This is a genomic window from Thermoanaerobacter sp. X514, from assembly GCF_000019065.1.
Lineage (GTDB): Bacteria > Bacillota > Thermoanaerobacteria > Thermoanaerobacterales > Thermoanaerobacteraceae > Thermoanaerobacter > Thermoanaerobacter pseudethanolicus.
In genome coordinates this window covers 940833-967210 of record NC_010320.1, presented here as the reverse complement: position 1 = coordinate 967210, position 26378 = coordinate 940833, and the positions used below count along the sequence as shown (strand labels likewise).

The following is a 26378-nucleotide window of genomic DNA, read 5'->3' as shown; positions in this document are numbered from 1 at the left end:
TAATTTATCTTTATCAAACAGAGACAGCACATGCAAAAGCTATGGAATTGAACTTGTCTTCGTGGGAATCAGCTCTTGACACTAAGACAATTGGTGCTTTTGCTCCTACCACAATTCCCGCACTTCTTGCCTTCGCAAAGTAAGTAAAGCTTTTACCCAAAGCATTTCCAACTTCTATAAAAGGTACTAATAATATATCTGCATCTCCTGCAACCTCACTTTTTACTCCTTTGTGAATTGCTGCCTCTTTGCTTATGGCAAGGTCAAATGCTAAAGGACCATCTACTATTCCTTCTATCTCACCTCTTTGGTTCATTTCCTTTAATTTAGCGGCTTCAACAGTAGAAGGCATTTTAGGGTTTACCACTTCTACCGCCGACAAACAGGCTACTTTAGGATTTTCTATTTCTATAGCTTTTGCTACTTTGATAGCATTTCTTAAAATTTGCACTTTCTCTTCTAATGTAGGACTTATATTCATTCCTCCATCGGTTAAAAGTAATAATTTATGATAATTTGGAATTTCGTAAACCATTACATGACTTAATAAACCTTCTCCTCTAATGCCGTATTCGCTGTCAAGAACTGCCTTTAAAAGAGTAGCAGTAGGAACAAGGCCTTTCATCACAAAAGAGGCTCTACCTTCTTTAACTTCTATGACTGCTTTTTTACATTTTTGCACTTCTTCTGCTTCGTCAATTATTTCATAATCCTCTATATTAATATTCAATTCTTTAGATAATGTCTCTATCTTTTCTTTTGAACCTATCAATACAGGCTGTCCTATGCCTTCTTTTTTCGCAGCTTCACAAGCTAAAAGCACTTCACTGTCTTCTGCCCCTGCCACCGTAAATTTTTTATTAACTCCTTTGGCTCTTTCCACAATTTCACTTAATTTTTTCAAATTAGCACCTCCTGTAGAAAAAATAACCTCCGAAGAGGTTATTTTTTAGTTGTAATGAGATTTTTTACTAATTCTGCTCCCTTATTTAAGGCTTTTTCATTTATAGGTATCAAATGCTCCTTACCTTTGCCAAAGACCTCAGGCAGAGCTTTTAACACTGTTTCCAATTTTACAACTTTAGTAGCTTCTATGAAAGCTCCTAACATCACCATGTTAGCAATTTTTAAATTACCCAATTCATTAGCAATATCATTAGCAGGTATTTCATACACTTCTATGTCTTTTCTCTCTGCTTTTCTGTCTACTAATAAAGTATTTATGAATAATTTACCACCTGGTATTACATAAGATTCGTATTTGTCTAAAGAAGGCCTATTCATTACAATTACAGAAGTAGCCTCTGTAATAACCGGAGAGCCTACCTCTTCATCTGATACTGTGACATTGCAGTAGGCTGTTCCTCCTCTCATTTCAGGACCATAAGAAGGAGTCCAAGACACATTTTTTCCCTCAAACATTCCCGCATAGGTAATTATAAGCCCCATTGACAAAACTCCTTGACCACCAAAGCCTGCAAAGATTATTCTTTCTTCCATAATTACTTAACCTCCTCTAAGGTGTTTTTATACACACCCAAAGGGTAATAAGGTTCCATATGATCTTTTATCCAATTTAATGCCTCTATCGGTGTCATACCCCAGTTAGTAGGACAACTAGATAGAACTTCTACCATTGCAAATCCTTTCTTTTGTATTTGAGCTAAAAATGCGTTTTTTATAGCTTTTTTAGCCTGCATTACATGTTTCACATCATAAACCGCTACTCTTTCAATATACGCTGTCCCCTCAAGTGTTGCTAGCATTTCACTCACTCTAATGGGATAACCATTTATTTCTGGCTTTCTTCCGTAAGGAGTAGTAGTTGTTTCCTGACCAATTAATGTAGTAGGAGCCATTTGTCCTCCTGTCATTCCATAGTTAGCATTGTTGACAAAAATAACTGTTATATTTTCTCCCCTTGCAGCCGCATGAACAATCTCTGCCGTTCCAATAGCTGCTAAGTCTCCATCTCCTTGATAAGTAAACACAATTTTATCAGGATGAACTCTCTTTATACCTGTAGCAACTGCTGGAGCCCTTCCATGAGCAGCCTCTTGCATATCGCAATTAAAATACTCATATGCAAATACAGCACATCCTACAGGAGCAACTCCTATTGCTTTATCTAAAACATCTAATTCTTCCATAACTTCAGCTACCAGCCTATGGATTATACCGTGGGTACAACCGGGACAATAATGGAAAGGCGTATCTGTTAATCCCTTTGTTTTTTGAAATACAACAGCCATTATTTCACACCCCCTGCTATTTTCTTAATTTGTTCTAGCATCACAGCTGGTTCTGGTATCATACCACCCGGCCTTCCGTAGAAATAGACCGGTTTTTTGAATTGTACTGCAAGTTTTACATCTTCTACCATTTGTCCCATGCTCATTTCTACAGTCAAATAAGCTTTTGCTGTATCAACTGTCTTTTCAAAAGGCTCTTTCGGGAAAGGCCACAAGGAAATAGGTCTTATTAATCCTACTTTATACCCTTCTCTTCTTGCAATATTCATTACATTCTTTGCTACGCGGGCAATAGTACCATAAGCAACTAAAATAATATCCGCATCTTCGCAATTTATCATTTCATATCTAACTTCATTCTTTTCAGCCTTTGCATATTTTTCAAATAATTCATAATTATATTTCTCTAATACAGGTGGATCGATATATAAAGAGTTGATTATGTTTCTATGCTCTCTATTTCCTCTGCCTGTAGTAGCCCACATTTTTTCAGGAATATTCCTTGTCTTTTTCTGAATATTATCAAAATCTACCGGCTCCATCATTTGACCTAACATTCCATCCCCTAATATTACAACAGGGTTTCGATATTCATCTGCAATGTCAAAAGCTTCTTGGACTAAATCTGCCATTTCTTGGATTGTAGAAGGAGCAAGGACAATCAATCTATAATCTCCATGGCCTCCTCCTTTTGTAGATTGAAAGTAATCTCCTTGAGCTCCTTGAATATCCCCTAATCCTGGGCCACCCCTCATTATATTCACAATTACACAAGGTATTTGAGCACCTGCAAGATATGAGATACCCTCTTGCATAAGACTCAAACCAGGGCTGCTGGTGGAAGTCATAACACGAGCTCCTGCTCCACCTGCCCCATATACCATATTTATAGCAGAAACTTCACTTTCTGCTTGTAAAAATACGCCACCTACCTCTGGCATTCTTTTTGCCATGTAAGCCGTAACCTCATTTTGAGGTGTTATAGGATAACCAAAGTAATGTCTACACCCAGCTTGAATAGCTGCTTCCGCTAACGCCTCATTACCTTTCATTAATACCTTAGCCATCTTACTCCCCTCCATTTATTTTATAACTGTTATAACAGTATCAGGACACATCATCGCGCAAAATGCACAACCTATACATTTGTCCATATTTTCAGGCTTAACAGTAGCAGGATGATATCCTTTCACATTTATTTTACTTAAATCCATCTCAATAATATTTTTAGGACAGGCATTAACACACAATTCGCAACCTTTACATAACTCTTCATTAAAAATAACTTTTGCCACATAAATTCCTCCTCTCACATTTTATCCCACGGAGTTTTCATATAAAGGTCAATTGGAAATATTGGATATCCTAAGTCAGGAACTTGGTTGAGTAATTCTCTTTTTACAGTAACCATCTTAATAGGTATCCCTGTAATTTTCGAGACTTCCTCCACCACTTTTTGACCTTTTAAAATATCCTCTACTGTTGTTTCATAAGATAAATGGGTATTGTTTACCAAATGAGTCACTTTAATTTTAGCTGCTTCTTCAATCGATTTAAGATATTCAATTACCGATTTTACATCTTTTGTTAGTGGCCTGTTTACATTAATCACAAATAATACTTCTACATCTTGATCCTTTATTATATGCCGATACTGACCTAATGGAGTTGCTCCTACATCGTCTCCTCCAACATCGAAGACTGCATATTTATCCTTGCTGTATAATGCCCCATAGATGTTACGAGAAATAGCAGGCACATCTGCATTCATATATTTCTCTTCTACTCCTGCTACTCGTATTCCCCACTTATCGAAAAGTTCTTTTCTCACTTCCCTCGACCTAAAATATGGATTTACAATATCTAAATCGACTATTTCTACCTCTTTTCCTGATTCTCTTATAAGCTTAGCATAATTTATCGCAATTTCCGTCTTACCTGTACCGTAATGCCCTACTACAATTGTCAATCTTTTAAAATCCATTATCTATCATCCCTTTAACTATACATTTTAGCTTTTTCTTCACCGCTAAGCACCCGATATGCCCCCTGCGCCAAAGCTAACATCTCATCCTCACCAGGATATACATAAACAGGAGCTATAAATTTTACCCTTTCACTTATCCTTTTTACAAAATCCTCGTTATACGCTATTCCACCTGTAATTCCTATTGCATCTACATGGCCTTTTAAAACCACTGCCATCGCTCCAATTTCCTTAGCTGTCTGATAGGCCATAGCTTCTAAGACCAATTCTGCTTTTTTATCTCCTTCTTCAATTTTTTTATAAACTTCTCTTACATCGTTAGTGCCTAAATGTGCCACTATTCCCCCTTGTCCTATTAACTTCTTTTTCATCTCCTGATAGGTGTATTTACCACTATAACATAATTTTACTAAGTCAAGTACAGGAAGTCCTCCCGCTCTTTCTGGAGAAAAAGGCCCTTCCCCATTTAAAGCATCATTTACATCTACTACTCTGCCGTGTTTATGAGCCCCAATAGATATACCGCCACCTAAATGAGCAATAATTAAATTTACTTCTTCGTATTTTTTGTTTAAATCAGCAGCTAAACGGCGAGCAATTGCTTTTTGATTTAAAGCATGGAATATACTAGATTTTTCAATCTCAGGCATTCCTGTTATTCTTGCTATATCCTCTAATTCATCTACTACTACAGGGTCTACTATATAAGCTGGAATATTGTGTTCTTTAGCTAAAGTATAAGCAATTATACCCCCTAAATTGGAAGCATGTTCTCCTCTTTCAGCCTTCTTTAAATCCTCTATCATTTTTTCATTTACAATATAAGTTCCACTTTCTATTGGCTTTAAAAGTCCGCCTCTCCCTACTATTGCATCAATTTCTGAAAGAGAAATGCCTTTTTCTTTTAACATATTTAAAATCGCCTGAGTTCTAAATTCAAACTGGTCAATAATACTTTTGTATTTGCTAAGTTCTTCAGTACTGTGTCTCAAAGTCTCAGTAAAAACCGGCTCTTTGTCTCTAAACACGGCAACTTTTGTAGATGTAGAACCGGGATTTATTACGAGAATCAAAAACAAAACAATCCCCTCCGTCTATTTCCTCAATTTATATTATATTACACTTCGTTTTTACATTAAAGTTTTTTCAAAAATTTATTAATGTTATTTCAAAATTTTAAGGAATGAGCAGGAAGATCCTGCTCATTATTTAACAATATAATTGTCTTTTACGGCAGCAATAGTTTTTATCCTCTCTTCCGCAACTCTGTCAGCTGCAACATATGTCGGAATGTTCTCTTCTTTGGACTTCTGTATCACCTTTTTCACTGTATCAAATATCATTGAAACCTTTCTCATAGCCCTATCTCTGTTATAACCAGAAGGATTGAGCTCATCAGCTACATTTATAACTCCACCCGCATTTATGATATAATCCGGAACATAGAGTATCCCTTTCTCCTGCAGTATGTCTCCATGCCTTTCTTCTTTTAACTGGTTATTAGCTGAACCTGCTACTATCTTGCACTTAAGCTGTGGAATTGTCTCATCGTTTATTATCGCTCCTAAAGCACAAGGCGCAAATATGTCACACTCTACTCCGTATATCTCATCTGGTTTTACATATTCGGCTTTGAATTCTTCCACTGCTCTTTTTACATTGTCCTCAAATATGTCTGTCACAATTAGCTTTGCTCCTGCTTCATATAGGTGCTTTGCTAAATTGTATCCTACATTTCCTACTCCTTGTATTGCAATTCTCATGCCTTTAAGATCTGAAGTACCAAAAACTTCTTCGCTTGCTGCTTGTATTCCTCTAAATACCCCATATGCTGTAAAAGGAGATGGGTCACCACTGGTTTCAGCCAGCCCTGCAACGTATTTTGTCTCATAACGTATATATTCCATATCTTTTAAGTTTGTTCCCACGTCCTCAGCAGTTATATATCTTCCTTTAAGGGACTCTATATACCTTCCAAGACTTCTAAACAATGCTTCTGATTTGTCTTTTCTCGGATTTCCAATTACAACTGTTTTGCCACCACCTAAGTTTAAACCAGCAGCAGCATTTTTGTAAGTCATTCCCCTTGCAAGCCTTAATGCATCGTTTATTGCATCCTCTTCTGAGTCATAAGTCCACATCCTACATCCGCCTAAAGCAGGACCTAAAGTTGTGTCATGAATTGCAATTATCGCCTTAAGACCTGAAGTCTTGTCATGGCATAAAATCACATTTTCATAATCTTTAGTTTCCATTATGTCAAATATTTTCATAAATATCTTCCCCCCTCTTTAATAATCAAACATTAGAAGCAAGAGATGCCAACATTATAGAGTTAAATTTAGCTTCACTGGAGTCTGCCCTTGAAGTCAAGACAATCGGCCTTTTTGCCCCCATTATTATCCCTGCTATCCTTCTTTCTGCTATATAGGTTATAGCTTTATACAGCATATTACCAGCTTCAATATCTGGAACTAAAAGAATGTCAGCATTACCTGCAACAGGGCTTATTATCCCTTTATGCCGCGCTGCTTCTACTGATAAAGCATTATCAAGAGCCAACGGCCCATCTATTATAGCCCCTTTGATTTGACCTCTTTCACTCATTTTTGAAAGTATTGCTGCATCTAATGTAGCTTGCATATCAGGATTAACTGTTTCGACAGCTCCTAAAACTGCAACCCTTGGAGCATCAATTCCAATTTGCCTTGCAACGTCTACTGCATTTAAAATTATGTCTATTTTCACTTTCAAATCAGGGGCAATGTTCATTGCCGCATCTGTCAAAAGTATAAGCCTGTTATAAGGAGACTCAAAAACAGCCACATGGCTTAACGTTCTACCAGTTCGAAGACCAATTTCCTTATCTAAAACAACCCTTAATATCTCCGCCGTCTGTACAAGGCCTTTCATCAATATGTCCGCTTTGCCTTCACTCACAATCTTTACAGCTTCGCGACAAGCTTCTAAGTTATTTTTTGTATCTATTATTTCGTGCTCTTTTAAAGGCATTAATATTGAAGATGCTATCCTTTCTATTTTTTCTTTATCACCAACTAATATGGCTTTTACTATGCCTCTTTCATGAGCTTCTTTAATCGCTTCCAATACATCTTCATCGGCTGCCTGCGCTACTGCTATTGTTTTAGGCGGTAAATCTTTTACATAGTTATACATTTCTTCAAATGTTCTCATATCCTACACCTCATCAGCTATAAATCTTGGGCTTTTCAATATTTCTTAAAACCCTTAATGCACCATCTCTTAAGGCTTCCATTTCATCTCCCCCTGGATAAAGAGTTATCGGTGCAATAAAGCTGGTCATATCAATGATTATCTCTATTAGTCGTTTAGAATAAGCAAGTCCACCAGTTAAAATAATTGATTTTACGTCCCCCTTTAATACTGCCGCCATTCTGCCAATTTCCTTTGCAATTTGATAAGCCATAGCTTCAAAAACTAATTTAGCTTTTTTATCACCATTTTGTATGCGTCTTTCTATTTCTTTCGCATCATTTGTCCTAAGATGGGCTACCATTCCACCCATACCTACAACTTTTTTCTTCATCTCATCAAAACTGTATTTACCAGAATAACAAAGGTCAACAACTTTCATCGATGGCAGGCTGCCTGTCCTCTCAGGAGAAAAGGGCCCCATTTGATTTGCATTATTTACATCTACAATTTTTCCTCCCTTTATCGCCGCTACTGAAATACCTCCTCCCATATGAGCAACAACAAGATTTAAATTCTCCTCATTAATGCTATTTTCCCTTGCATATCGATGAACACACGCTTTTATGTTTAAAGCATGAGATTGGCTTTTTCTTGGAAGTTCAGGGAGGCCAGAAATTCTTGCAACATCTTCCATTTCATCAACAGCTACAGGATCTAATGTATAAACGGGAATATTATACTTATCTCCTATAGCTCTTCCAATTAGTCCACCGAGATTTGAAGCATGTTCACCTCCAACTCCCCTTCTCAAATCCTCAAGCATAATATCGTTTACAAAATAAGTACCACTTTGAACGGGTTTAATAAGTCCTCCTCTTACCACAATTGCAGATATTTCTTTCAAGTTTATGTTGTTTTGCTCTATCCAATCATTTATAGCATTTAACCTTAAATCAAATTGCTCAATGATACTCTTATATCTTTTAAGCGCTTCAATGTCGTGGACAATCTCCGTTTTTACAATTTCTTTTTCCTCTTCATACAATGCCACTTTAGTAGAAGTAGAACCCGGATTAATAACTAAAACTTTCAACAGGTTCACCTGCCCTTCTTAATACATAATATGAAGTTCTATTACAATTTTTGAGCGTTATTAAAAATTTTTTAACCTTACAATATTTTAATTCTACATATTTGTCAAAAATCCTTCTCTTAAATTAAAATTTTTTTATAAAGACTTTATATTTTGTGGAATTGATAGATTTTTAGCAAAATTAATAGGCGGGAAGTACCCGCCTATTGAATATTAACAGTTACTTTGTCAGGTTTAATCCTAATTATTTGCAAGTTCAAGTTAGTATTTATATTTACAGTTAAAGAATGATCACCCATTGGCAGATTGGTTACGTCTATATATGCGTTAAAATCGGAAGCTTTCGCTCCATTAACTACACTTTCTGGGCCAGATATAGTAATGACTAAATCTGGATTTTGAATTACAACATTTTTGTTGTCTGCTCCTCGTATATCTATATTGCTTATAGTAATCTCTTTAGTCGCTATTTTTTGTATATCCACATATACTTTTACATTAATATCACTTTTAACAAGTTTCACACCATCTGGCAAATCAAAAGGTACATTTTCAGTGACAGGTTCATTTTTCCCAGAAATATCGATTTGCTTAGTACTTATAGATTTTATCGTATTTAGGACAGTCTCATCACCAGTAATATACACGTACTCTGGCAGTACATTTACAGATGCTATCATATATCCTTCCATTGGTTTCCCGAATATTTTAGGAACTACAGGCACACGTATAGATTTATTTACAGGAATATATACTTCAACAAGATTAGGAGTAATAGTAGCGCCTTTTACTTCTTTTCCTTCTCTGTCAACAGCAACCACTGGAACAGAGATTTTTACATCCTCTTTTTTATAAGAAACATTGACCCCAGCTATCACATTTTTTATAAGATTAATTTTACTTTCTGGTCCAATCACCAATACCTCTCCCGGCGTGGGGACAGCAGGTTGCATAGCATAGCCATCCATCACATTGCCAATTACTTTTACAGTAACTGGCATTTGCGTTTTCGCAATATTATCTATTTCTACCTTTATTTCTGATGGATTTATTGAAACTAAGGAGACATTTCTAGGTAATCCTTCTACTGTAACAGGAATGACATTTGTCCCATTAGAATTTACTCTGCTTAAATCTGCAAAAGCTGATATATTCTGGGCTGCTATATTCAGAACATCACTTCGTCTTCCTTTTACTTTTACATTTACCGTATAATTTTTTTCATCTAAAACAATAAGTCCTTTTTTCTCTAAAGTATCGCTATTAATCAATTTGACAGGCACATTGCTTATTTCATAAGGAATTTCTGGATTTTCTTCTCCCATTACATAAAGCCACAGTAAAAAAGCCAATACCAGTGACAGCAATTTTATTGTAAAATCTTTAGTCAGCATGTTTGTTCCCCCATTTTTTCCATACGGGCTTTTTGGTATCTTTTACTTCAAATATGCTCGACAACACCTCTTTTAAAGTTTTTGCATCTAAATGTCTTGAAATCCTGCCATTTTGTGCAAGAGAAATAGTGCCTGTCTCTTCAGAAACGATTATCGCTACCGCATCAGATATTTCAGTAACACCTATTCCCGCTCTATGGCGTGTTCCTAATTCACTACTTAGATTTTGGTTGTCTGTTAAAGGTAAAAAACAACCTGCCGCCATAATCCTATCTCTACGAATTATGACAGCTCCATCGTGTAAGGGCGTATTTGGTATAAAGGTATTTATTAAAAGCTCACTGGAAATTTTAGAATCCATGGCTATGCCAGTTTCAATGAGCTCATTAAGGCCTGTCTCCCTTTCTAAAACAATTAAAGCCCCTATTTTTGAGCGGGACAAAAATTGCACCGCATCGCATATCTCTCCCAAAACCTCTGACATATCTTTTTCCTCTTCATTAAAAAAGAAGAAATTTTTGCCTAAGAACCCGCTCCTACCTAAAGACTCTAATCCACGCCTTAACTCCGGCTGAAAAACAATTAAAAGCGCAATAACTCCTACAGTCATAGCATTTCGCAATATATAATTGACTGTCCTAATTTGTAGCCATTCGCTCACTTTGGTAATTACAATTAACACAGCAAGCCCTTTAAGCAACTGCTCTACTCGTGTTTTGTGTATTACCAAAATTAAGCGGTACAGGACATAAGCTATTATTAAAATATCTATTACATCGTTAATTCGCATTGTTTTTATGATATCTATAAGTCCATTAAACAAAAAATTCACCTCTCAAGGCTTTGTGGTAAATTGTGTGTACATATTAATTATACAACAAATTTGAATAAAAAATAATTTAAACTGAATTAAATTTTAATTAAAGTGGAAAAATTATTTTAGCAAAAAATAAGTATTTCGGTAATATGTCAAGAGGGTGATAAAAAAATTCAAAAAAAATTTAATAAAATAACCTAAAAAAGGGCATAGCAAAGCTAACCATCACGCAATAAGCTGATGGAAATTAATGTAAAATATGGTTATGGGATAATATGTTAACTTATACAATCATCTCCTTTCATTATTGGGGATTTATAAAGTTTTTCTTCGCGCAGCAGAGCGAAGACTAACCTTACAGTTTTACGTGCAGTCAATACAAGAGCACGTTTATGCTTGTGAGTTTTGCTTTCTTTAAATTTGCGGGCATAGTATTGTGAGAACTCAGGTAAATACTTCCTGAGCTGGTCAGCTGCTTGAATAAAATAATATCTGAGATACTCATTACCAGTACGCTTGAGATATGTGTCCTCCGCTTTAAAATCAGCAGACTGGTACTCTGACCAATAAAGGCCGGAAAACTTTGCAAGGGCATTATCATTATCAAACCTTGAAATTCCGCCTATCTCAGATATTAAGCCGGCTGCGATGGTTGGGCCAATACCTTTTACTGATGTAAGACAAAGGAATTCATTGTTAAATCCTTTGACCTCATTAATAATGGCTTTTTCTACAGCTTTCTTCTGTTTTTCAAGGGACTGTAGATTATCAAAGCAAGACTTGATAACAAAGTTTAAAGAATCATCTACAGTAGCATTAATTCTATAAGACTTGCGAACAGCCTCTTGAAGCAATTTAGCTGTAGCTTCTGGATCATCAAAACGATCTTTACTCTTATCAACCAAAAAGCCGGCAAGTTCATCAAGCGGTCGAGCCGCAATATCATCAAGGGTGAAAAACTCATTAAACATTTCAGTAGCAGTTGCTCCAAAATTATTACTAAAGACTTTATTTTGGCACAAACCGCTAAACTTAAGGAACAAATTGCTGAGGAAATAATTTTTTTCTCTAACAATACTATTAACAATGTGAAAGCGATGGCGAGTAAGCCTCTGGAGAGCAAGATATCTAAAATCTACAGAACAAGATTTGGGGAGTCTACCGAATCTCAGTTTTTCAGCAATAGCAAAGGCATCAATCCAGTCATTTTTAGGCAAATTACCGAGAGACTTTTTAAAAGCATTAATAATATTAGCATTAAAAGTAGTAATAGAAGGTTGATAAGGCTTAAGAGCAGAATGATCAGCCAAATAATACTGGAGGTGCCAGCCATAGACTGAAGTAGATTCCAAACCAATAAAGACCTTTTGGATATTGTATTTATTACAACACTCCAAGATACGTGATACTATAACATCACAACCATGAGGGTTATTTTCTACAGAAAAACGAGAGGAAGCATCATTACCCTCCTGGTCGAGAATATGAACCTTGACATCATTCAGGCTTACATCCATACCAACAAAAAGCTTATTCAAGATTGTTACACCTCCTTTCAAAATTGATATAGTAAGTAAAAGTTAATTTGAGATAACCCTAGCAACCAGATTATGTAGCAACCTCGCAATTAGCTCTTAATATATAAGCCTGAATCCTCTGCTGCCAGGGGCTTATATATGACAAAGCAGATTTCGCGTTAGAGATGGCAAATCTGGTGTAGGGACCACACTTAAAAGAGCGGTCAAGCCGCATGGAGGACGAAAGCCTGTCCCACATTAACTTTACAGTATAATAATGCTACAAGTTATCTCAAAAGTAAATAATAAGGCCGAAAAAAGATGAGACGGCCGCGCCATGAATCCTGCATATTGCGCAATATTACGGATTCATGGCAATAGATAAGATTTTAGACAAGATGAGAATATTAAAGATTTCCAGTTATAAATGCGCTTTATTAAATTTTTAAGAAGTGAGACAAATTTATTGTCTTTAAAATTAATTATACGAGGAGGATGAAAATGAATAAAGATAAAATTATAGAAAAAAATATAAGGGAAAAATTAGAAAAGGAAATGGTGTCTTACGGGGTAGATATAAATGTTCGGTGTATCAATGGACATGTAACTTTGTACGGAATAGTAGATAACTTATCCAAAAAAAATCACGCTCAAAAAATAGCAGAAAGCGTGGAAGGTGTAGAAAAAGATGTGTCTCTTGTAAATTTAGTAGTACAAAAGCTGTCTCGTTATGATTTGAGTTTACCTGATTTAGTTATTACAGCAAACAATGGGACAGTAACATTAAGTGGATATGTAAATAATTTAAAAGAAAAAGAATTAGCCAATGAAGCAGCTCAAAGCGTAAATGGGGTAAAAAAAGTAATAAATCATATAAAAATTAGAGAGAAGTCATAGAAGGATATGTTATTCTATGACTTCTACTCTTATATCATTCTTTTCTACTTCTTTTTTCAATGGATTTATCACATCTCCATGAAGTATAACATCCAGAGCAGACCTTAAAGACTTGCCTACTATTATCTCGGTTATATTGTTTTCTTTCGCAAATTCTGCCAGCGTTTTTGAGATTTTTTTACCCACCAAAATAGAAACTCTGCCACCCATTTTTTGTGCTAAATCAAAGAGCTCCAGCAATACTTTGTTTTGCTTTAAATCATTTGAGATGTCGTTGTTTTTGTTAACGTATACAACGCAAAACTCACCATTAGTCTCTTTTGCTCTTTCAGCGCCTCTTTCCACAAGCCTGCGGCAACTTTTCTGCGGGGTTACGCACACCATGATCCTGCTTTTCACGCCAGGCTCGTAACTTAAAACCATTTTAATAAACCCCTTTCAGATGCATACTTTCCTTCCAAATATTATTATATGTTAGTTCTCTAACCTATGTCAAATTCATTAATAAACCTTATATTCTTTTTAGATTTAACTGTCTCTTTTTCTTTAACTCTTTTATAAATTCTTTTAGATAACCTACCTCTTCTTGAGAAGGTGTTTTACCTCCATAAACTGTTTCATTGTATATCCGCGTAACTTCACTGAAACCTATATACCCATTTCCCAACACTTTTTTTTGATATTCTAAAGGAGTTTCTGTATCTAACTTTTTCAAGCCTTTTTTAGCTAAATACTTTACAATTTTTTCATAATAATATATCACCAAAAACTTATTGTCCAAATTATTAATTTTTTTCTTCCGATCCCACCAATATAAAGAAGTTATTGTCACTAAAGTCACTATCAATATTAAACCAAAAGGCAAAATATTAAATTTATTATCATTAGAAGAAGCAATTTCCTGAGAAGTTGTCTTAGTATTATCACTTTGTTGCAGTTTATCAACTGGACTATGAGAATCTTTATTTTCGTTATCTGGTTGTAATTCCATATCATTTTCTAAATTTAAGTGATTATTATTGGAAAGGAACATTGGAAATTCTAATGAGGGATAATTAGGTGTTGGTTCAAAAGTAATCCAACCGTAGTCATCAAAATATACCTCTACCCACGCGTGAGCATTGGCAGCGGTAATCCTGTATTTGCCATCACTACTAGGTGCTGATGGCATTCTAAATCCCACTACATATCGTGCAGGAATTCCAATCGTCCTGAGCATAATCACCATTGCCGTCGCATAATAAGAGCAATATCCTTTTTTTAGATCGAATAAAAAATAGTCAACAAAATCTCTATCCGAAGGAGTAGGAGGAACATCTAAAGAATAAGGGTATTGCCTTAAATATTCTTCCACTGCTTTTACCTTATCATAAAGAGTTTTTTTGTCTTTTGTGATAGAATAAGCTAAATCTTTCACTCTTTCTGGTAGAAGAGTAGCTGGATAAGACAAATATCTTATTCTTTCTTCGCCTTTTAAAGTCTCGTTACCTTTTTGCCTCAGTGAATTTAAATCAATTTGTGGCTTTAAATAAGTGACAACATAAGGCTCTCCAGTACCATGAGAGGTTTTTGCTCTTAAGTTTAAATTATCAACTTCATAATAAAAATCATAGCTTAGTTTATGAGGTTGCCAAGGGGAAAAAAGAATATCTGACTTAATTTTTAGTGGAATTACTGTGATAGTTTTTACTTCAAAATTTACATTATTACTGAAAGTTGGCGGAATTTTATCGCTGCTTTCTACATACATATACTGTTGTCTGGAATTTTCCCATCTATTAGAAAAATTATCATAAATTAAAGGACTTTTTGAGGAATAAGTATAAGTATCATAGACCATTCCCCTAAGGTAAGTACTTTCATCGGCTTCTACTTCCATTATTAAAAAATTATTCGGTTTCACATTTCCGCCTAATTCATTGGCAAAAGTAGTAAAAACCGTTTCCCCAAACCAATCATCATTAGTTCCTTCGCCATTTCTCCAATCTCTAGTAAAAGGGAAAGTATCATAAAACCAATTATTCAATGTTTCCCACTTAACGGGTTTAAAGTTTTTCGGCATCAATTGAGCACTGATAGAGGTAATAGAAGATAGAAAGATTACAACAATCAAAAAAACTGCAATAGGTGCTTTGGCACTGCCTTTTTTAAAATAGTTCTTTATTCCAATATCTATAAAACAAAGCGTAATATAAACTGTCATATAGAGGTAAGCAGCATCTACATAATTATACCACTGCACAACAAAAAACAATATTCCTGAAAATAAAGTTAAAAACCAACTCCTTATGATAATATTTAATAACGTAATAATCAGTGTTACTATAACAACGGTCATTATAATCATAAAAAATCTATATTTTTCTGTTAAAAGGTCAAAGCCTGGAGGCGAAATTGTATAATTCATATAAATATCCGCCCATTTTATAAAACCATCAATATAAGATACAATACTCACTAATAAGCTGCGATATTTGATAAAAACTATGACATCTATAAGTAAAAGGCTTGTAAGCAAAAATATTATCAATTGTGGCCTTTTGAGCAAAAAAGCAAAAAATATCACTAATACTATATCTAATAGTAAAAGATAATAGAAAGGATATGAGAATCTAAAGCCGCTAACAGCAGATAATATAACCACAAGAGATAGGGCAATTGTCATAATGTGTTCATGCAAACTCTTTTTTAGCTCTTTTGACATCTTTCTTCCCCCAGAAAACAACTTCGATATCTAATTTGCTAATTTTATCTTCAATTTCTTTTGGGTCATTAACATAATAGATTATTAATTCTCTATTACTGCTTCTTAAATCCGCTAATTCTCCTAAAATTACATTATTCAAATAAGGAGTTATTAAAATAAGAGTCACATCATAGGGAATACTTTTATATAATCTCAAAAAGTCCTCTAGACTTTTTTCGTAAACTGGAAAATTCCTTAAAGAAGCCTCAATAAAATTTTTAAAATCTTTAATCGTTCTTCCTTTTATATGAACCTTACCAGTATTGTAATCTATAACACTTACAGGAATACTATGTAAAAGGCAAAATTTCGCTATAGATAACATGCATTCAGCACAATTTTCATCTATTATTCCTTGGGTATCCATAGCAAAATGGTTTTTATCTAAATCCCACAAAATATAAACTTCACTCATCGCGGATACTTGAAATTCTTTCACGTAGAGTTCTCTTTTCTTTGCTGACACCTTCCAATGAATCCTTTTAATGCTGTCACCATAATTGTACTTTCTTAATTGCGATATATTAGTATAATCTTCAAAAGCTTTATTTTCCGCCTCTATATTTCCTAATTGTTGTCTTGCCTTCAATTCCACATTTATATTATGAATCCTTGGTAGCACTACAAATTTTAATTTAAAATCATATTTTTTTACTACATTAAAAATTCCAAAAGGATCTTTTATTTCTACTTCAAAAGGTCCAAGAAAATATATTCCTCTTTTTGAAATCACAATTTTTTTTTGTACCTTTTTATTTTTAAAAGGCATAAGATACCATTCTTCTGATTTAAATTTAGCATTTAGAGGAGAATAGTCAATAATTTTAAGATTAAAAACAGGAAGAAAACTATTGTTTATCAAAGTTATTTCATAGGCTATCTCTTCTCCAACAGTAATTTCATTTTTATGAGATATAACATGGATATATATAGAATTCTTTATATGCCTTATATACAGGTAATTCAAAAGGATAAAAAATGCAAATTCATAGACAAGCAAATAAAGTATTTTCCCGCCGCTAAAAATGGCAAAGGCAAAAGAAACTATTAGGAGCAATAAAAGAAAAATTTTATTATGCATATCTTTTTATCACCGGCACCTTTGTGGTATCTACAATATTTTTAATAAACATTTTCTCGTCCAATCCTTCAAATCTTTCTTCATTTTTTAAAATGATTCTATGAGATAACACAGGTACCGCTAATTCTTTTACATCATCTGGTAAAACATAATTTCTTCCTTCGCAAAAGGCCTTTGCCTGAGCAGCTCTCATTAAATTTACAGTAGCTCTTGGACTTGCACCTAACCTTATTGCTTTGCTTTTTCTGGTATTAGCAACTAATGTGACAATATAATTTCTGACTAGATCATCTACATAGACAGACTTTACCTTCACTTGCATTTCCTTTATGTCTTCAGCATCGGCTACTGGAGAAAGAGACTCTAAAGGGTCCTCTCTCTCGAAATTTTTTAAAATCATCATTTCCTGATATTCATCGGGATAACCTATCTCTATTTTTATCATAAATCTGTCCAATTGAGCTTCTGGCAATCTAAAAGTCCCTTCATATTCAATTGGATTTTGGGTAGCCAATACCATAAAAGGCTTAGGTAAAGAATAAGTAACCCCATCAACAGTTATTTGTCTTTCTTCCATTGCCTCTAAGAGGCTAGATTGAGTCTTAGGAGAAGTTCTGTTGATTTCATCAGCTAAAACTATCTGACTCATTATAGGACCTGCTTTAAATTCAAAGTCATTCTTTAATTGATTGTAAATAGTTATGCCTATAACATCTGAAGGCAAAAGGTCCGGTGTGAATTGTATTCGTTTAAATTTAAGATTTACTGATTTAGCTAAAGCCTTAACTAAAGAAGTCTTTCCTACACCAGGAACATCCTCAATTAGGACGTGACCTTCAGCCAATAAAGCTATTACCACAAGTTCAATAACTTTTCTCTTCCCTATTATTACTCTTTCTATATTCTCTATAATTTTTTCTACAGCAATATTATCCATTTTTACCCCACCATATATTCAAATTATTTTTAGAATTTCTAACATATCATTTATGACATAATCCGGTTTTGCTTCCTCTAAGAGATTAAAGGGCAAGATTGTCCATTTAACAGCCACACTTTTTACCCCAGCATTAGAAGCACATAATATGTCATAAGGACTGTCTCCCACCATTAAAGTCTCTTCTTTATTAGCATTGAGTAGTTCCAAAGCTTTTAAAATTGGCTCCGGATTTGGCTTATGTTTTTCAGTGTCTTCTAATGCTACAATTACCTTAAAATACTTTTCCAAGTCAAAAAGCCTTAATCCCCTTATAGCCAATTCTCTCCTTTTAGATGTAACTATACCCATTTTTATACCTTTTTTATGCATAAATTCAAGGGCTTCTTTTACATCTTTTCTTATTTTGGTATATTTATCATGATTAAACTCATTGTATTGTCTATAAGTATCCAGCATTAATTCCCATTTATCTTGGCTAAATCTTTTTAAAGTTATTGGAAGGGGTTCTCCAAAGTAAGGAGTAACGTCTTCCGGTTTTACGGTATATCCTAAATGCCGTTCTATTGTGTATTTAAAAGACTCAATAATAAGTTCATTGGTATCAATAATCGTTCCATCTAAATCGAAAAGTACTGTTTTTATCCCCATATTATCTCCCTTCATAAATTCTCTTCTTCTTTTAGTATACAAAAAAAATCACTTCATAACAAGACATGAAGTGAAAAATTTTTCTATTCTGAAACTTTTTGAAAATAATGTATTAAACCTTTATATATTGCCCAAGCAATTTTATATTGATAATTTTCGTCATTTAAAAGTTTTTCTTCTTCAGGATTTGACATAAAGCCACATTCCACAATAACTGCCGGCATTTTAGCGTTTCGCAAAAGGTAATAACTATTAGAACTTTTAGCCATCCTGTCGTTATTCGGATCTAACGTATTTCTTAACTCTTGTTGAATAAGTTCTGCTAATAGTTTACCTTTTTCAGAATTGTTTTGATAAAATACCTGTGCCCCTTTGTATTTAGATTGACTAAAGCTATTTAAATGAATACTAATTAAAACATCTGCTATTACTTCATTTGCTTTTACCACTCTATTTTTTAAATCCTTTGAAAGAGAGCTATCTGACAAAGTGTCGTCTTCCCTTGTCATCACTACAATCCCACCACTTTCTTCAATAAGTTCTCTTAATTTTTGAGCAATCTCAAGATTTAACTCATCCTCATCTTTTCCATATTTTCCAGGTTTCCCAGGGTCCGGTCCTCCATGTCCCGCATCTATGACAATAACTTTATTCATTATTGGAACAGTTTTAAAAGCAGCTATATAATACCCTTTTTTAAAACTATATAACCCTACTATTAAACTTACAATTAGTAAAAACATCATCCACCTTTTAAATACCATGTCCCCATCCCCTTATCTTTTAGTAAAAATTATTCATCTAAAAAAGTTTATATGTCACTTAATAATAAAATCCACATATTATGATTAAAGGAAGGGGGTAAAAATATGGTCACTTTAGAATTCACATACGTAGTACAACCAGGAGACACGATATTTTCAATTGCTAAAAAATTTAACACCTCAGTTGACGCTATAATCACAAGAAACAACATTATAAATCCATCTTTAATATATCCTGGACAAAGGCTTGTCATTCCAGTACAAGGAAGTTATTATACTGTCCAACCTGGAGATACTCTATATCTTATTGCTCAAAAATTTAATGTTCCTTACGAAGCTATCATTTATACAAATAATCTCACATACCCTTATACAATATATCCGGGTCAAAAGCTATTCATCCCTGGAGCAAAAATAATCGCACCACAACCACCACTACCTTCACCACCTCCCGCACAAAAGCCTTGTCCAACTTATTACACAGTACAGCCAGGAGATACTTTATGGACTATAGCACAAAAATTTGGAGTATCATTGGAGGAGCTAATTAAAGCAAACTATTTAATAAATCCAAATATGATATACCCTGGGCAAACATTAATAATTCCTTGTCCCACATCGCCACCCATTGAATATCCCACACTAAAGATTGGAGATAAAGGACCCTTTGTAGTAAATCTCCAAGCAAGACTAAAATCTTTGGGCTTTGACCCTGGTCCTATTGATGGTATCTTTGGAAGAAAAACAGAAGAAGCCGTAAAAGCGTATCAGCAAAGCAGAGGACTTCCAGTAACAGGAATTGTCGATAATGTGACATGGAATGCACTCTTGTTTGGAACTCCTCCTGTTACTACCCCTACACCACCAGGAAAAGTTTATATAGTAAAACCTGGTGACACTTTATGGAATATAGCAAAAACTTTCAATACAACAGTAGACGTTATATTAAAGGCAAATCCAGATATTAAAGACCCTAATTTGATTTATCCCGGTCAGAGAATTATAATTCCTACATCTTCACAAGAAATAGTCTATAACCAAGAAGTACAAGAAATAAATGCAGAACAAGAACAAGAGCAAGAAGAATAAAGTGAAAAATAGTCAGGAAAAATCCTGACTATTTTTTTAGGCTGTCTATATATTTTTCTGCTACATAAGCCGCTATTGCGCCATCTCCAGCAGCCGTTATAACTTGTCTTAAAGATTTATGCCTTATGTCTCCAGCTGCAAAAACTCCAGGTATATTTGTCCTCATATCATCATCTGTCATGATATATCCATATTCATCAAGGTCTACTATGCCTTTCACCAATTCTGTATTAGGAGCATATCCAATAGCTACAAAGACACCATCTACGTTTAGTGTGCTTTCTTCTCCTGTTTTAACATTTTTAAGTTTGAGTCTTTCTACTCCATACTCTCCCTCTACATCAACTACTACAGTATCCCAAATAAACTCAATTTTTTCATTTGCGAAGGCTTTTTCCTGTTCAATCTTTGTAGCTCTAAGTTCATTTCTTCTATGAATTATATAGACTTTTTTTGCAAATTTAGTAAGGTATAACGCGTCTTCTACTGCTGTATTTCCTCCGCCTATAACTGCCACTGTGGCATCTCTGTAAAAAGCTCCGTCACAGGTAGCACAGAAGGAGATACCTGCCCCTATAAATCTATCCTCATTTGGAACACCTAACTTTTTAGGTGTAGCGCCCATCGCTAAAATAATAGCTTTTGCTTCATAAGTTTTATTAGAAGTCTTAACTTTCTTTACATCTCCTGTAATATCTAGACTCTCAACATCTTCATTAACAATCTCAAGGCCGTGTTTTCTCACCTGTGCCTCCATCTTGGCAATAAGGTCAGCACCACTTATCTCTTCATAACCCGGGTAATTTTCTAACTGATAAGTATTTACTATTTGCCCTCCCAGATAAGTTTTTTCAATAAGTACCGTTTTAAGCCTTGACCTTGCAGCATACAATCCAGCAGTAAGTCCCGCAGGACCTCCTCCTAAAATAATTAGATCGTACATAATAAAATCACTCCTCCTTTGAAAATAAAATATAATAATGGAAGTAGTAAAAACACTACTTCCATTATTATATCACAAACTTTTTATATTTACATCATCCCAACTGGTTGTCTAAATTTATTCCTTGCCTCTTGTATATCCTGAGGTGGAGCCGGTTTGACAGGATACCATCCTCTTTGATTTACAGCATTCCAAACTGTCCTTTGGTCTTCTAAAGTAGAATTTAAAAGATTGATATATTCTCTTCTTATGCTTTCATTTGCAGACTCAACTGCTGCATGACTGAACATTTCTATTGCCAATTTATAACTGCCCAGTACATTCATCATAATATCCTTGTCACTAATTTGCGTATTTCCATACATATTTTAACACTCCTTCTAACTTAAATGTTTTAGCAGAGAATTGAAATTGTTTTGACATCTATCCGCAAGATTTTGGCATAAAGCTTTAAGCTGTGGGTCTTGACATCTTGAAGCATAATCGTTTAAAGTTTTTGTCATATTTTGCTGTAATGATAAAATATCATCCAAATAAAGTAACTCTTTGGTTGAAAGTTGCATATTTATCCTCCCTTCTTAGATTTCAATTTTAATATGTGCACAAAAACAAAAAATATGCAGAGTTTTTCTGCATATTTTTTATTTTATATACCCTTTCCTTTTTAATTTTTCGATATGTTCTTTAAGTTTTTCTTCAATATTTATATTATACTTTTCCTCTAATACAAACATCATTGAAACTGCCACTTGAGCAACATCTAAAAGTTCTTCTGAAATTTTTTCCATTATCTCTTTTTCGCTTAAAGTGACATTTTCTCCGTTTAAACCTCTAAATTTTCCTATAGCTTGTGCTAATTCTCCTGCTTCTTCCATTAATTTAAGGGCAGTAGATTCCAGTGATGGTGTCAAATTATTAAGCTTTGGCAAACTTATTTCTTTAAAACTGGTTTTCATGATTTCATCTCCATCTTTTAAGCTTTTTTTCGCCTTGCCATAAAGGTTGTCAACTGGGGAGCTACTTCCTTAATCAAATCAAGCATCTTAAAAGAAACATTCCGTATATCCCACTGAGCTTCATTAGTGCATCTCAAATTTGCAAAATGATCAAAAGCCCATAAATCCGCATTCATAAGAACCAAGCGTTTGTGTGCATTTGTTACCACGTAAGGACTTACTTCAGGCAATTTTTCTTTTAATTCTATAAATAATTCCTCTGAAGCCTTTATTGCTTCTATTAAAATTTCAGAAGCATTCGCTTTTTCAATATTAGGAGGAATAACAAAGCCATTTTCAATTGTCGGTTCACTGTAATCAAAGACAATAGTTCTATGTCTTAAAAGCTGATGCCAATTGGCTTCACTTATCTTCAGTTGAAATTTAAATCTGATCGATTTAAATGCCTCTATTAAATGGTCAAACTCCCCTATATCTTCAACTGCCTGCTGCAGGATTTTACTTTTCTCCTCTTCGGACATATTCTTCACTGTTTTTCTCACTGCTTCAAAATTTTTACCTGAATATGTAAACAAAATATGCATAATTACAATATCTACAGGAGAATATTCGCTATCTTTCCCTGTATAATCTATTAAAATAACATCCTCATTTGAATCTGAAAGCTCATCTTCTTTTACAACACTCGCTAAATTCTTTAATCTATCGTGAACTTTTAATTGATAAACAGTAGGAGCTGTATGTCTTAACATACTCGGTGCAATTTTTTCCCCTTGTTCGACTATTCTTTCAGCTAATAACTTCGCCTCTTTAGTAGGATGTACAAAAAGTTTTCGCACTATATCCTGTAAATCTAGGGCATTTAAAGCCACTGCAAAACTTGTCTTAGTAGCTAAAAGAAGGGCATATCTCGCATCTTCAAAGGCAATCTTACTAATCCTATTGTAAAATCTTTCTTCACTTTCTCCCTCTTTTTTCTCTTCTGCCCTAGCTAAATATTCCGTCAAAACTTCTACAAGTTTTTCATAAGCATCATAGGAGTTGTTCCAGACTTTTAAAAACTTTTCTTTCAAATCGGGCTTTTCTTCTAATTCTTGTGGTATCACTACTTTATCTCTTGTAGGCTTTTGATACCTCTGACTCCACTCTATAAAAGCAGGTCTTCTGTTCATAAGCTCAATATCCCCTGACAAAAGCCTCGACACATCTTCCACACACAGGTGCATTAAATGCTGCTCAGCAATAGAAGAATGTCCAAACCTTTCCACCCACTTTTCGTGAAATTCTTTCGCTTTTTGTATTGCTTTTTCTAAAGGTATGTTGTGTTTGGGTATATAGTCAGTTATGTTTAAATCTCCATCTGTCAAAGACTCAAGTATATTAAGCCTCCAGCTGGTGTCTCTTCTACTCACTTTTGAATTTATAGGCGGTATGATAAATTCTGGAAGTGAATGTATAAAATAAACGGGTCCGTATACATCTGTTACAAAATTCTCTAAAAGCCTCTCCTCTTCAAGAGTCAATTTTCTCATTTTCATGTCAAAAACTCCCTTCAAAATCGTAAAATCATCACTTTTTCCACTTTATATTATTATACCATAAAACCTTTTTTAAAAAGGGAAATAAAATCGGTAAGTATAGAACACTCCCAGTTTATAAATCTGTACAGCCCGCCGGCTTTTCCTAAATTTCATAATCAACAATGCACCTCGTTAGCTTCTTCGCTTCTTTTGACAAAAACCGACCTTACTAGGTTTCCTTCCATAGAATAAATTGAGATTTCTGCATCATTTATTCTAAACACTTGACCAATAGCTATGTTTTTCCCTTCATTGCTGGCCAAAATTGATATAAGTCCTCCTATAGTATTTGCCATATTTTCGGGAATATTTACATTTGCTATCTCATTTACCTCCCATATTGGCATACTTGAACTTACTATAGCGCCTTTTTCTGCATGAAGTCTTTCTGGGGTATATATTTTAATAAGTAAAAATAGACCTCCTAGAGCCACAACACCTATCAAGACATCGAGGGTGGTTTTGGCTTCCATAATAATTTTTCGCGCTATAGCGTAAAGAAGAACTTCTACCACGCTTGAAGGAGTGTGCCTAACTAGCATTATAACCAACTCAAGGCCGATTACGAGTAAAAGTATATGACCTAAAAAGGTCCTCAATATCTCATAAGTTTGCAATGGTGGTTGGCTTATAATAAGGTTTAAATACCTTATAAGGTCCAAAAAGCTAATTGCAACCCCACTAATTATGAATAAAGCCAGCAATGCTTCCAAAAAAAACACTAGCCTCGCAAAATTTTTGGGCAATCGCCACTTGAACTTTTCCCAAAAGTTTAACATAAGGCTCTAACCTCCTCGTTTTTTCAAACTCAATAAGGCTTTAGGTATAATATTAACAGTAAATACAGCAACGGAATTGAGATGCCAAAAAGCGCAATGCTGAGATCTATACTTATAGGAAGATGAATATACCTTTGGACTAAATTACCAAAATAACCGGTAAGTTTGAAAACTGTATTTCTGTATGAAGGCTGTGGTATTAATACAGGTCTTTTTATGTGACCTTTGAACTTCAAATAAACTATAATACCTGTAATAATATCAAATATCGATGCAATTATTTTAGCTGGAGAATATAGATTAATTTCAACATCGCTAGCCGCAATTGGTAAGAATCCAAGGATGATTGTCATAAAAACCAACAAAAACAGCACGAATATCATTATATTAAACTCTTTTTGATTACTCAATGGATTTTTTACCCTGTGTTTTAAGTAAGACTCATAAAAGCAGAAAAAGATCTTGGTTAGATAAGCCGCCGTCAGAATGCCAGAAAGTCTAAAAATTACCTCCACCCAATGAAAAAACATTCCTTGAGTCGAAAGACGTAGAAGTAAATCTTTTGTTAAAATTTTTGCGGTATAACCTATAAATCCCGGGAATCCCGCGAGATTTAGTCCCGCAAGTGCAATTGCTGCCAGCGGGACTAAAGTAAGATTTTTTAGTTGTTTCATTTCATAAGTCTTTAAATATATATACCCAACAACAAGAAACAATGCTGTTTTAGAAAGACCGTGAGCATATATGTGCAAGTAAGGAGCGACCAAAGAATGTGCCCCTGCTAAAATCGTTGCACTAATACTTACAAAAATATATCCTATCTGGCTTATAGTACCATATGCTAAAAGACGCTTGGGGTAATTGTCACACAGAGCCATAAAACCGCCGTATAATGTTGACAAAATTCCTAAAATTATCAGGACCAGCCCTAAATAATGCGAATTTGTATATCGCAAAATCTGCAGAATGCCAAAGACTCCTGATTTCACAAGTACCCCAGAGAGCAAGGCACTGGCTGGAGCCGGCGCTACTGGATGAGCTCTTGGGAGCCAAAAATGAAAAGGCAGGCAACCTGCTTTAATCCCGAATCCTACAAATAATAATACGAGGGCCAAATACCCCTTTAATCCCCCATGTTCTATGACAAGGTTTAATTTTTCAAACTCAAAAGTTCCAACATTATTGTATATTATCAGTATGGCACCTAGAACTGCAAGACCCCCTACAAATGTGGTAAAGATATATAAATTCCCTGACGATAGGGCTTCAGTTGACTCTTGGTGTATAATTAAGAAATAAGAAAATAAAGCCATTAATTCGAAAAAAAAGTAAAAGGTCAAAAGATCTCCAGCTAAAAAAACACATATAACCGACCATAACGTTAGCATGAAAAAGCCCCAGAACCTTGCCCTATTTTCCATATGATGAACATAGCCCGTCAGAAAAAGTGCAACTAAACACCAAATAGAGGTGGAAAAAAGCAGGAATATGCGATTTATATCACCTAAAGTAAACCTAATTGAGTGAAAACCTGTGTTTATACTCAAAAAATCTCCTGCTGGAGTAAATGCTGCAAATAATACACAGATGCCACATATCAATGCGACAAAAATCTCCCCCATCTTATCATTTTTTTTACTGGCAGGCCATATTACCAGCGTACCTATAATTGGGAGTACCAATATAAAAAGTAAGCTCAATGAGCTCATTGCTTTCAC

At 34.5% G+C, this 26378-nt stretch carries 28 protein-coding genes; 2 read left to right on the top strand and 26 right to left on the bottom strand.

The window, feature by feature from the left end; translation table 11 throughout:
• Positions 1-13: 13 nt before the first annotated feature.
• The 13 genes from TETH514_RS04835 to TETH514_RS04775 form a co-directional block, all read right to left on the bottom strand.
• On the bottom strand, positions 14-904 hold the full coding sequence (locus TETH514_RS04835) for a bifunctional enoyl-CoA hydratase/phosphate acetyltransferase (RefSeq protein WP_003867451.1): 891 nt from the start codon (positions 902-904) through the stop codon (positions 14-16).
• 38 nt (positions 905-942) lie between these two features.
• Positions 943-1500, bottom strand: a complete 558-nt coding sequence (locus TETH514_RS04830) for a 2-oxoacid:acceptor oxidoreductase family protein (RefSeq protein WP_009052813.1) — start codon at positions 1498-1500, stop codon at positions 943-945.
• A 2-nt stretch (positions 1501-1502) separates the two neighbouring features.
• Positions 1503-2252 carry a thiamine pyrophosphate-dependent enzyme gene (locus tag TETH514_RS04825; RefSeq protein ID WP_009052814.1) on the bottom strand — a complete coding sequence of 250 codons (750 nt, stop codon included), beginning with the start codon at positions 2250-2252 and terminating at the stop codon, positions 1503-1505.
• A complete protein-coding gene (locus tag TETH514_RS04820) occupies positions 2252-3319 on the bottom strand; it encodes a 3-methyl-2-oxobutanoate dehydrogenase subunit VorB (protein WP_009052815.1) in 1068 nt (355 codons plus the stop codon). Before TETH514_RS04820 ends, TETH514_RS04825 begins: the two co-directional genes overlap by 1 nt.
• 15 nt (positions 3320-3334) lie before the next feature.
• Entirely contained in the window at positions 3335-3547 is a 213-nt protein-coding gene (locus TETH514_RS04815; RefSeq protein ID WP_003867447.1) for a 4Fe-4S binding protein, read from the bottom strand.
• A gap of 14 nt (positions 3548-3561) precedes the next feature.
• Complete coding sequence (locus tag TETH514_RS04810) at positions 3562-4236, bottom strand: hypothetical protein (RefSeq protein ID WP_009052816.1); 675 nt, start codon at positions 4234-4236, stop codon at positions 3562-3564.
• A gap of 14 nt (positions 4237-4250) precedes the next feature.
• Positions 4251-5324: a butyrate kinase gene (gene buk, locus TETH514_RS04805; protein WP_172632711.1), complete on the bottom strand. Its 1074-nt coding sequence runs from the start codon at positions 5322-5324 to the stop codon at positions 4251-4253.
• A 120-nt stretch (positions 5325-5444) separates the two neighbouring features.
• Positions 5445-6512 (bottom strand): Glu/Leu/Phe/Val dehydrogenase, encoded by a 1068-nt coding sequence (locus tag TETH514_RS04800; RefSeq protein WP_009052817.1) that lies wholly within the window; start codon positions 6510-6512, stop codon positions 5445-5447.
• Positions 6513-6537: 25 nt separating this feature from the next.
• Entirely contained in the window at positions 6538-7434 is an 897-nt protein-coding gene (ptb, locus tag TETH514_RS04795) for a phosphate butyryltransferase (protein WP_003867443.1), read from the bottom strand.
• Between the two features lie 13 nt (positions 7435-7447).
• Complete coding sequence (gene buk, locus TETH514_RS04790; RefSeq protein WP_172632713.1) at positions 7448-8512, bottom strand: butyrate kinase; 1065 nt, start codon at positions 8510-8512, stop codon at positions 7448-7450.
• 200 nt (positions 8513-8712) lie between these two features.
• Positions 8713-9903 (bottom strand): YbbR-like domain-containing protein, encoded by a 1191-nt coding sequence (locus tag TETH514_RS04785; RefSeq protein WP_009052819.1) that lies wholly within the window; start codon positions 9901-9903, stop codon positions 8713-8715.
• Complete coding sequence (gene cdaA / locus TETH514_RS04780) at positions 9893-10726, bottom strand: diadenylate cyclase CdaA (RefSeq protein WP_009052820.1); 834 nt, start codon at positions 10724-10726, stop codon at positions 9893-9895. The genes TETH514_RS04785 and cdaA overlap by 11 nt, the downstream gene beginning before the upstream one ends.
• Before the next feature lie 272 nt (positions 10727-10998).
• Positions 10999-12237, bottom strand: a complete 1239-nt coding sequence (locus TETH514_RS04775; RefSeq protein ID WP_172632714.1) for an IS110 family transposase — start codon at positions 12235-12237, stop codon at positions 10999-11001.
• A gap of 501 nt (positions 12238-12738) precedes the next feature.
• Here TETH514_RS04775 and TETH514_RS04770 point away from each other — a divergent pair.
• A complete protein-coding gene (locus tag TETH514_RS04770) occupies positions 12739-13134 on the top strand; it encodes a BON domain-containing protein (protein ID WP_009052821.1) in 396 nt (131 codons plus the stop codon).
• A gap of 9 nt (positions 13135-13143) precedes the next feature.
• On the opposite strand, the gene TETH514_RS04765 is transcribed toward TETH514_RS04770, so the two are convergent.
• From TETH514_RS04765 to cwlD, 6 genes are all read right to left on the bottom strand, one after another.
• Positions 13144-13557: a universal stress protein gene (locus TETH514_RS04765; protein ID WP_003868505.1), complete on the bottom strand. Its 414-nt coding sequence runs from the start codon at positions 13555-13557 to the stop codon at positions 13144-13146.
• An 88-nt stretch (positions 13558-13645) separates the two neighbouring features.
• Positions 13646-15838 (bottom strand): transglutaminase domain-containing protein, encoded by a 2193-nt coding sequence (locus TETH514_RS04760; protein ID WP_003868504.1) that lies wholly within the window; start codon positions 15836-15838, stop codon positions 13646-13648.
• Positions 15807-16961, bottom strand: a complete 1155-nt coding sequence (locus tag TETH514_RS04755; RefSeq protein ID WP_003868503.1) for a DUF58 domain-containing protein — start codon at positions 16959-16961, stop codon at positions 15807-15809. The genes TETH514_RS04760 and TETH514_RS04755 overlap by 32 nt, the downstream gene beginning before the upstream one ends.
• Positions 16954-17898 (bottom strand): MoxR family ATPase, encoded by a 945-nt coding sequence (locus TETH514_RS04750; protein WP_003868502.1) that lies wholly within the window; start codon positions 17896-17898, stop codon positions 16954-16956. The genes TETH514_RS04755 and TETH514_RS04750 overlap by 8 nt, the downstream gene beginning before the upstream one ends.
• Positions 17899-17916: 18 nt before the next feature.
• Positions 17917-18549: a pyrophosphatase PpaX gene (gene ppaX / locus TETH514_RS04745; protein ID WP_003868499.1), complete on the bottom strand. Its 633-nt coding sequence runs from the start codon at positions 18547-18549 to the stop codon at positions 17917-17919.
• An 83-nt stretch (positions 18550-18632) separates the two neighbouring features.
• Positions 18633-19313: an N-acetylmuramoyl-L-alanine amidase CwlD gene (gene cwlD / locus TETH514_RS04740; RefSeq protein WP_003868498.1), complete on the bottom strand. Its 681-nt coding sequence runs from the start codon at positions 19311-19313 to the stop codon at positions 18633-18635.
• Positions 19314-19418: 105 nt separating this feature from the next.
• On the opposite strand from cwlD, the gene TETH514_RS04735 reads away from it, so the two are divergent.
• Positions 19419-20402: a LysM peptidoglycan-binding domain-containing protein gene (locus TETH514_RS04735; protein WP_009052822.1), complete on the top strand. Its 984-nt coding sequence runs from the start codon at positions 19419-19421 to the stop codon at positions 20400-20402.
• 28 nt (positions 20403-20430) lie between these two features.
• Here the strand turns inward: TETH514_RS04735 and trxB are convergent, their stop codons facing one another.
• The 7 genes from trxB to TETH514_RS04700 form a co-directional block, all read right to left on the bottom strand.
• Positions 20431-21378, bottom strand: a complete 948-nt coding sequence (gene trxB, locus TETH514_RS04730; protein ID WP_255345463.1) for a thioredoxin-disulfide reductase — start codon at positions 21376-21378, stop codon at positions 20431-20433.
• A 56-nt stretch (positions 21379-21434) separates the two neighbouring features.
• Positions 21435-21710, bottom strand: a complete 276-nt coding sequence (locus tag TETH514_RS04725; RefSeq protein ID WP_003868495.1) for a spore coat protein — start codon at positions 21708-21710, stop codon at positions 21435-21437.
• A gap of 15 nt (positions 21711-21725) precedes the next feature.
• On the bottom strand, positions 21726-21908 hold the full coding sequence (locus tag TETH514_RS04720; RefSeq protein WP_003868494.1) for a hypothetical protein: 183 nt from the start codon (positions 21906-21908) through the stop codon (positions 21726-21728).
• Between the two features lie 78 nt (positions 21909-21986).
• On the bottom strand, positions 21987-22301 hold the full coding sequence (locus TETH514_RS04715; RefSeq protein WP_003868493.1) for a MazG-like family protein: 315 nt from the start codon (positions 22299-22301) through the stop codon (positions 21987-21989).
• A 17-nt stretch (positions 22302-22318) separates the two neighbouring features.
• Positions 22319-23839 carry an FAD-dependent thymidylate synthase gene (locus TETH514_RS04710; protein ID WP_009052824.1) on the bottom strand — a complete coding sequence of 507 codons (1521 nt, stop codon included), beginning with the start codon at positions 23837-23839 and terminating at the stop codon, positions 22319-22321.
• Between the two features lie 158 nt (positions 23840-23997).
• Positions 23998-24660, bottom strand: a complete 663-nt coding sequence (locus TETH514_RS04705) for a transporter associated domain-containing protein (protein WP_009052825.1) — start codon at positions 24658-24660, stop codon at positions 23998-24000.
• 29 nt (positions 24661-24689) lie between these two features.
• The gene (locus TETH514_RS04700) at positions 24690-26282 is read right to left on the bottom strand and encodes a complex I subunit 5 family protein (RefSeq protein WP_003868490.1); all 1593 of its coding nucleotides are present in this window, start codon (positions 26280-26282) and stop codon (positions 24690-24692) included.
• Positions 26283-26378: the final 96 nt, after the last annotated feature.